The sequence below is a fragment of the Corallococcus sp. AB049A genome (assembly GCF_003668885.1).
GTDB classification, from domain to species: domain Bacteria; phylum Myxococcota; class Myxococcia; order Myxococcales; family Myxococcaceae; genus Corallococcus; species Corallococcus interemptor.
On the sequence record NZ_RAWL01000396.1, the window covers coordinates 1 to 7,951 of the forward strand.

A 7,951-nucleotide genomic window follows, 5' to 3' on the forward strand; every position below is an offset into this window, starting at 1 on the left:
GCCCTGAACAGCGCGTGCTGAGCGCGCCCGAGTTCGCCGAGCGCCTCTTCCCCGCCTCCTCCCGCTCCTTCGAGGACCTCCAGCGCCAGCTGGACGCCGCGCAGGACCAGTTCTACGAGGGCCGCAACGCGCGCGCGGCCCAGCTGTTGGACGACGCCCTGCGCGACATCCGCCGCCTGCCGCCGGGCGAGCCGCGCTGGAAGCTCTTCGCCCACGCGCAGCTCCTGCACGGCCTCAACCTGCGGGCGCTGGGCAAGACGAAGGACAGCGACGCGGCCTTCCTCCAGGTGCTGCGCCTCCAGCCGAAGTACCAGCTGGACCCGGACCAGTACGCGCCCTCCATCCGGCAGGCCTTCGAGAAGCTGCGCCGCGACCTGGCCCGCACGCCCAAGGTGAAGCTGTCCCTGAAGTCCACGCTGCCCACGTCGGACGTGTACCTGGAGGGGTTGGGCGTGGGGCAGACGCCGCTCACGCTGGAGCTGCCGGCGGGGGCGTACGAGCTGACGATGGTGAAGGGGGACGTGGTGAGCTTCCCCCGGCAGGTGCAGGCGCAGGGCGCGGACACGCCGCTGCTGGTGGACCTGGCCTACGAGGGTTCGGTGACGGCGGCGCCCTTCCCGTGCCTGTCCGCGGCGGACGGCAACGAGGAGCGCACCTGGAGCCACGCGGTGCGCCTGGGCGGCACGCTGGGCGTGGAGGAGGTCATCGTCGTGCGGCTGGAGCGCCCGAGCAGCGGGCCCAAGTGGTTCGCCGCCACGGTGCTCAACGTCGACGGCGGGCAGAAGCTGCGCGAGGGCGGCTTCAAGACGCAGGGCCTGGACGCGCCCGGCGAGGCCCTCTCCGCGCTGGTGGACTTCGTCACCACCGGGCGCTCGCCCTCCAACCTCGTGGTGATGAACAGCGCCAACGGCAAGGCGCCCTGGGACGCGGGCAGCGCGCGCGGCACGGGCGCGGACCTCACCGCTCCCAACCTGGTATCGGAGGCGGACGGCTCCAGCGGCGCGGCCTCTCCCCGGTCGGGCCTGCGCACGGCGTCGTACGTGGCGGTGGGCGCGGGCGTGGCAGCCCTGGGCGGCGCGGGTGTGGTGCGGCTGTTGGCCCAGAAGGACCTGAACGGCCTGGAGGACCGGCGCGCGGCCAACGGCGGCCAGCTGGTGAGCTCGGATACGCAGGCCGTCGCGCTGCGCGACTCGCTGGTGGGCAAGAGCAACCTCATGACGGGGCTGCTCGTGGGCGGCGGCGCGGCGGTCGTCACCGGGGCGGTGCTCTACCTCGTGTCCTCTCCCTCGAAGCCGGCGCCCGTGACGCTGGGGGTGACGGCGGACGGGACAGGCGCGGCGGCGAGCGTGTCCGGTTCGTTCTGACCGTTGCTGGCCGGTGAGCATGGGGCGCGTAGAGTCGCGCCCCATGCGCGCTTCCCTCCTGCTGTTGCTGCTCTCGGCGAGCACCGCCCTCGCCGCGCCCCGGACGTTCCGCGTCGACTACTTCCACACCGGCAACGCCACCGAGGAGCGCTTCAGCCTGGAGCGGCTGGTGGTGGAGCCGCTGCCCTGGCCGGGCCACCCGGCGAGGGCCATCGACGAGACGAACCTGGGCAAGTACCTCTTCGAGGTGCGGGACCGGGGGACGAACCGGCTCCTGTACTCGCGCGGCTTCGCCTCCATCTTCGGCGAGTGGGAGCTGACGGACGAGGCGAAGGGGGCCCACCGCACCTTCAGTGAGTCGCTGCGCTTCCCCGCGCCGGCCAGCCCCGTCCAGGTCATCCTGAAGAAGCGCGACGCGCAGAACGCCTTCCGTGAAATCTGGTCGCTGGTGGTGGATCCGAAGAACCCCTTCGTGGATCCGTCCTCGCCGCCCGCGCCGGGCCCGCTGCTCAAGCTGCTGGAGAACGGGCCGCCGCAGGACAAGGTGGACTTCCTCATCCTGGGGGACGGCTACACGGAGGCGGAGCGCGCCAAGTTCGAGAAGGACGCGCGCAAGCTGGTGGACACGCTCTTCAGCTTCTCCCCCTTCAAGGAGCGCAAGGCGGACTTCAACGTCTGGGGCCTGATGCCCGCGGCGGCCGAGTCCGGCATCTCCCGGCCCTCCACCGGCGTCCACCGCCGCCCGCCCCTGGGCTCCACCTACGACGCCTTTGGCGCGGAGCGCTACGTCCTCACCTTCGACAATGCCGCGCTGCGCGACACCGCCGCCTTCGCGCCCTACGAGTTCATCGAAATCCTGTCCAACGGCAACACCTACGGCGGCGGAGGCATCTTCAACCTCTTCAGCACCGTGGCCTCCGACAGCCTCTGGGCCCCCTACGTCTTCGTCCACGAGTTCGGCCACCACTTCGCCGGGCTGGCGGACGAGTACTACACCTCCGCCCCCATCTACGGCGCCGCGCCCGCGGACCGGGTGGAGCCCTGGGAGAAGAACGTCACCGCGCTGCACGACCCCGCCCAGCTCAAGTGGAAGGACCTGGTGGCCCCCGGCACCCCGCTGCCCACGCCCTGGAATCAGGCCACCTATGACGCGCATGCCCTGCAGGTGCAGCAGCGCCGGCAGAAGATTCGTGCGGAGCGTAGACCCGAGGCGGACATGGACGCGCTCTTCATGGAGCAGCGCAACTGGGAGGAGAAATTCCTGGGGACACAGAAGGTCTCCGGGAAGGTGGGCGCCTTCGAGGGAGCCCACTACGAGGCGAAGGGTTATTTCCGCCCCCAGACGGACTGCGTGATGTTCACCCGGGACCGAGTGCCCTTCTGCGCGGTGTGCCAGCGCGGCATCACCGAGGTCATCGACCTGTACGCAGGTCCAACGTCCGCTCCCGCGCGCAAGACTCCCTGACTTCCTTCGATTCCCAGGTCCCTGTGCATCCTTTTGGGTGACAGGGACGTGGCAGGTGGTCGGGCAAATGGACGCCCCTCTGTTTTCGGGTGTAAGGGGGACCGAACCTGCAATCTGGACCCCATCTGGGAGGCATTCACATGCTGAAGCAGAGCCTGAAGCGGAGCTGGCTGCCGGCGCTCGTGGCCACCGTGTTCGTCACGGTTGGCACGGGTTGCGGCGATGAGTGTGTCGACCGGTACGACTGTCGTGACAAGGGCACGGCGCCCCAGGGTCAGCAGTGGACCTGCAACGCGGACAACAAGTGCGAGCTGCAGAATATCTCTGTCGAGCCGGGACCGGACGCCGGCACGGATGCGGGCACGGACGCCGGCACGGATGCGGGCATCACGGACGGCGGTTCGACGGCGCAGATCGCCGCGTTCATCGCGGCCCCGGCTGGCGCGCTGGCCACGCCGCAGCCCGTGAGCGGCGCGTTCGTGACCTTCATCAAGCCCGAGGTGGCGGGTAGCTCTTCCACGGAGGCCTCCGGCTTCTTCCTGCAGGCCGAGGCCAACGGGCCGGCGATGTTCGTGCGCGGCTCCGCGTCCACCACGGCGGTCGCCGTGGGTGACCTCGTGACGCTGAACGTCACGGAGAAGGAGATCATCAGCGGGCTCAACGTGGCGAAGACCGTCACGGACCTGACCGTGGTGAGCAAGAACAACGACGTGTCTGGCCTCAAGGCGGACATCTCCGGCGTGAGCAGCTTCGAGGACGCGGGCACGACCAGCGCCTACGAGAGCCGCCTGGTCACCGTGTCCGGCAAGCTGGAGGCGGGCATCAGCAGCGGCGCGTCCTTCACCGCCTTCCCGCTGATCACCACGGGTGAGCCGTCCCCCAGCCCCCTGCGCCTGCGCCTGCCCACCACCCTGTCCACGAGCCTGGACCTGGTCCTGGGCTGCGACGTGGCCGTGCCCACCGGTGTCGTCTGGCGCTTCAACGCCCAGCCGCAGGTGTCCGTGTTCGCGCCGGAGCAGCTCACCATCACCAACTGCCCTGCCCCGTCCGCGGTCTCCGCGACCGCGTCGTCCAGCACCGAGGTGCGGATGTCGTTCGACCGCACCATCGCGCCGGCGAGCATCACCGACGCCGCCACGCAGTTCACGTTCGACAACGGCCTGCAGGCCCAGAGCGCGACCGTGAACGGCAAGGACGTGCTGGTGACCACGAGCGAGCAGGCCGCCGGTACGCAGTACACGGTGCAGGTCTCCGGCGTGACGGACACGCTGGGCAAGGCCATCGTCACGCCGAACTCCACCCAGTTCCAGGGCTTCTCGCTGCTGGCCATCCACGGCGGCCGCGTGGTGCTCAACGGGACGGGCTTCACCGGCGCGACGGCGGTGACGATTGGCGGCGTGGCGCAGACCTTCACGGTCGACTCCGACACGCAGATCACCGTCACCAACGTGCCGGACACCACCCCGGTGGGTGCGTCTCAGCCGGTGCAGGTCACCACCCCTGCCGGCGCCGTGAGCGCGGGCGCCCTGCCCGTCGCGCACCTGGTCATCAACGAGCTGGACGCCGATACGCCGACCACCGACGTGCTGGAGTTCGTGGAGATCTCCACGGGTGTGCCGAACCTGTCGGTGTCCGGCCTCTCGCTGGTGATGTTCAACGGCTCCAATGACCAGTCGTACCTCGCCCTCGACATCAGTGGGAAGGCGGACGCCAACGGCCTGCTGGTGGTGGGCAACCCCGGAGTGACCCCGACGCCTGTCGTCACCTTCCCGAACGAGACGCTCCAGAACGGCGCGGACGCGGTGGGCATCTACCAAGCCCCGGCGAGCGCGTTCCCCAATGGGACGGCGCCGACGAGCACCAACCTCATCGATGCCATCGTCTACGACACGGCGGACGCGGATGACGTGGGCCTGCTCGACGCGCTGCTCGGCTCCGGTCCGGAGCGTGTGCAGATTGACGAGACGGGCACCACGGGTGGTTCCGCCGCCAACTCCATCCAGCGCTGCGGCGGTCCGGCGCGCAGGGATGGCCGCGTGTTCAACCGCGTCGCGGCGCCGACGCCTGGCGCGCCCAACGTCTGCTCGTAATCGCCACAGCTGACACCTTGCCGTGACTCAGGGCCGCGTTCCCCCACCGGGGAGCGCGGCCCTTCTTCTTGGATGACAGGGGGCTGTGTCACTCTTCGAAGCCTGGGGATGCACCGCCCGTCATCGCGATGGGCCGTGGTCCCTCTCCGGCCTCTGGACCGGATGCTTCCATGCCCCTGTCTCGCATCGTCGCGCCCGTCCTCGCCCTGCTGCTCGCCGCGTGTCCCGGATCCACGCCTCCGACGCCGGTCTCGCCCGCCGACAGCGGCGTGAGCTTCGATGGCGGCGTGCCCGACGCCGGTGGCGAGCAGACCGACGCCGGTAGCGAGCAGACCGACGGCGGCACGACGGATGACGGTGGGACTCCGGCGCTGGGGTTGGAGTCCTCGGTGCTGGACGAAGCCAACACGGGCATGCCCTACCAGGCCGTGCTCGCGGCCAGCGGTGGAACCGCGCCCTATTCGTGGCGGGTGACGCTGGGTGCTCCCGTGGAGGGGCTCACGCTGTCCCCGGACGGAACCCTGAGCGGCACGCCGGCCTTCGCGGGATGGAACCGCTTCACGGTGGAGGTCCTGGACTCCCAGGGCGCTCGCGCCGAAGGGACCGTGGCCCTCAACGTCACCGGCCTCAGGTACCTCCCCCTGCCGGAGGCCTACGTCTCGGAACCCTACCGCCACGCCTTCCACCTCCCGGAGGCCTCCGCGGATCAGGTCTGGACCGTGAACACGGTGCCGGCGGCGGGACTGGGCCTCGCCTCGAACGGGGTCCTTTCAGGGACGCCCACGAGCCCGGGCGCGAAGGTGCTGGAGGTGACCGTCCGGGACGCGGGCCGCGAAGCGACGGGGTCCTACTTCCTGGTCACCGTGACGCTGCCCTCCGTCCTCACCACCTCGCTGCCGGAGGCCTTCGTGGCGGAGCCCTACACCGTCACGCTGCAGGCCACGGGCGGCGTGCCCCCCTACACCTGGTCCGCGCTCCCGGGGACGTTGCCCTCCGGGCTCACGCTGCGGGAGTCGGGCGTCCTGACGGGCACGCTCTCCGGCGAGGGAAGGACCTTCACCGTCACCGCCACGGATTTGAACGGGCGCACGGCCTCGCGCCAGCTGACGCTGTCCACCCCCAGCGCCCTCCAGGTGACGTCACTGGGGCTCGGGGACGGACGCGTGGGGCAGCCCTATGCCTTCACCCTCACCGCCTCTGGTGGGCGAGCGCCGCTCACGTGGAGCTTCACCGGGACGCTGGCCGCGGGCCTCACCCTGTCCACGAATGGCGCGCTGTCCGGCACGCCCACCGCCGCGGGCACGGTGCCCTTCACCGTGACCGTTCGCGACGCGGACGGGAAGACCGCGTCCGCGCGGCTGATGATGATGATCCAGCCGCCCCTCTCGCTGTTCACCGTGGGCCACTGGAACCTGGAGTGGTTCGGCGCGCCCAACCAGGGCCCGGTGAACTCCACGTCCGACGGCGGCGTGACCGATGACCTCCAGGTCGCTGGCGCCACGAGCGTCATCCGCGACGCCGGGGCCCACGTCTGGGGCCTGGTGGAGATGGTGGACACCGCGGACTTCAACACGCTCATGGAGGGACTGCCCGGCGGTTACAGCGGCTTCCTCGCCAACAACACCACCTACGTGCTCAGCGGCACGTCGCAGTACTCCGCCGGCGAGCAGAAGCCCGGCATCCTCTACGACAGCACGCTCACCTACCGCAGCGCCCAGGTCATCCTCACCGCGCAGGCCGCGGACTTCGGCGGCCGCCCGCCGCTGCGCGTGGACTTCACCACCCGCATCCACGGCGAGGACACGCCGCTGGTCGTCATCGTCACGCACATGAAGGCCTTCGAGGACCGCACGTCCTACGACCAGCGCAAGCGCTCCGCGACCGCCCTCAAGAACTACCTGGACCAGTGGCTGCCCGAGGCGCGCGTGCTCGTCATCGGCGACTGGAACGACGACCTGGACCACTCCATCTCCACGGAGAACGGCGTCGCGCTGCCCTCGCCCTACCTGAACTTCCTGAACGACCCCGCGCACTACACCTTCCTCACGCGCGTGCTGACCGACGCCAACCTCCGCACCACCACGGAGTACAACGACGTCATCGACCACACGCTCGTCACCGACGAGGTCGCCGTGGACGCCGTGCCCGGGGGCGTCCAGGTGCTGCGGCCCGACACGTCCCTTCCGGACTACGCGCGCACCGTCAGCGACCACTACCCCGTCCTCACCCGCTACGACCTGAGCGGCGTGCCCGGCCCGCGCGTGCGGCTCACCGCGCCCCTGGAGGGTTCGTTCGTCGGGGGTTCCTCGCTGACGTTCACGTGGCGCTCGGTGGGGGTGAGCACCGTGCGCATCGAGGCCTCCTACGACAGCGGCGACATCTGGAACGTCGTGGCACCTTCCGTGAGCGCGGCCTCGGGCAGCTTCACGTGGACCGTGCCGGACGTGGAGAGCGACCTGGTGCGCGTGCGCGTGGTGGACACAGCCAACGCGTCGCGCTTCGACATGACCCCAGGCCGCATCTGGTTCACGCGCTCCGCGCCCCGGGTGATCATCAACGAGCTGCTCGCCAATGAGCCCGCGCTCCCCGGCGGCGTCGCGCACGAGTTCGTGGAGCTCTACAACGCGGGCTCCACCCCGGTGGACCTGTCCGGCTGGACGCTGTGGGACGCGCTGAATCCGCAGCACGTCTTCGCCCCGGGCACGGTGCTGCAGCCGGGCCGGCCCCTGGTCGTCTTCGGTGGGCCCGCGGGCTTCCCGGCGGGTGCGCCCGACACGGTCGCGGCCTCCGGCGGGACGCTGGCGCTCAACAACACGTCGGACATCGTGCAGCTCAAGCGCGCGGACGGCGGCGCCGTGGACAGCGTCGAGTACTCCAGCACCGTGGATGCCGTGTCCATCAACCGCTCGCCGGACCTGACGCCGGACGCGGGCTTCGCGCTGCACACCACGCTGACGCCCGGGGTGCAGTCCTCGCCGGGCCGGCGCGCGGACGGCGGCGCGTTCTAGTCAGCGCAGCGGCGGGGACTGGGG

The 7,951-nt window shown here is 70.6% G+C and carries 4 protein-coding genes; all 4 read left to right on the forward strand.

Features of this window, described 5'->3' with window-relative positions; all coding sequences use genetic code 11:
• On the forward strand, positions 1–1,364 hold a 1,364-nt coding region (locus D7X55_RS31270), incomplete at its 5' end, for a PEGA domain-containing protein (protein WP_121724975.1).
• Positions 1,365–1,407: 43 nt separating this feature from the next.
• Complete coding sequence (locus tag D7X55_RS31275) at positions 1,408–2,829, forward strand: IgA Peptidase M64 (RefSeq protein WP_120549705.1); 1,422 nt, start codon at positions 1,408–1,410, stop codon at positions 2,827–2,829.
• A 140-nt stretch (positions 2,830–2,969) separates the two neighbouring features.
• Positions 2,970–4,919, forward strand: a complete 1,950-nt coding sequence (locus D7X55_RS31280; RefSeq protein ID WP_121724976.1) for a hypothetical protein — start codon at positions 2,970–2,972, stop codon at positions 4,917–4,919.
• 170 nt (positions 4,920–5,089) lie between these two features.
• Positions 5,090–7,927: a putative Ig domain-containing protein gene (locus tag D7X55_RS31285; protein ID WP_233610177.1), complete on the forward strand. Its 2,838-nt coding sequence runs from the start codon at positions 5,090–5,092 to the stop codon at positions 7,925–7,927.
• The last annotated feature ends 24 nt before the right edge of the window (positions 7,928–7,951 follow it).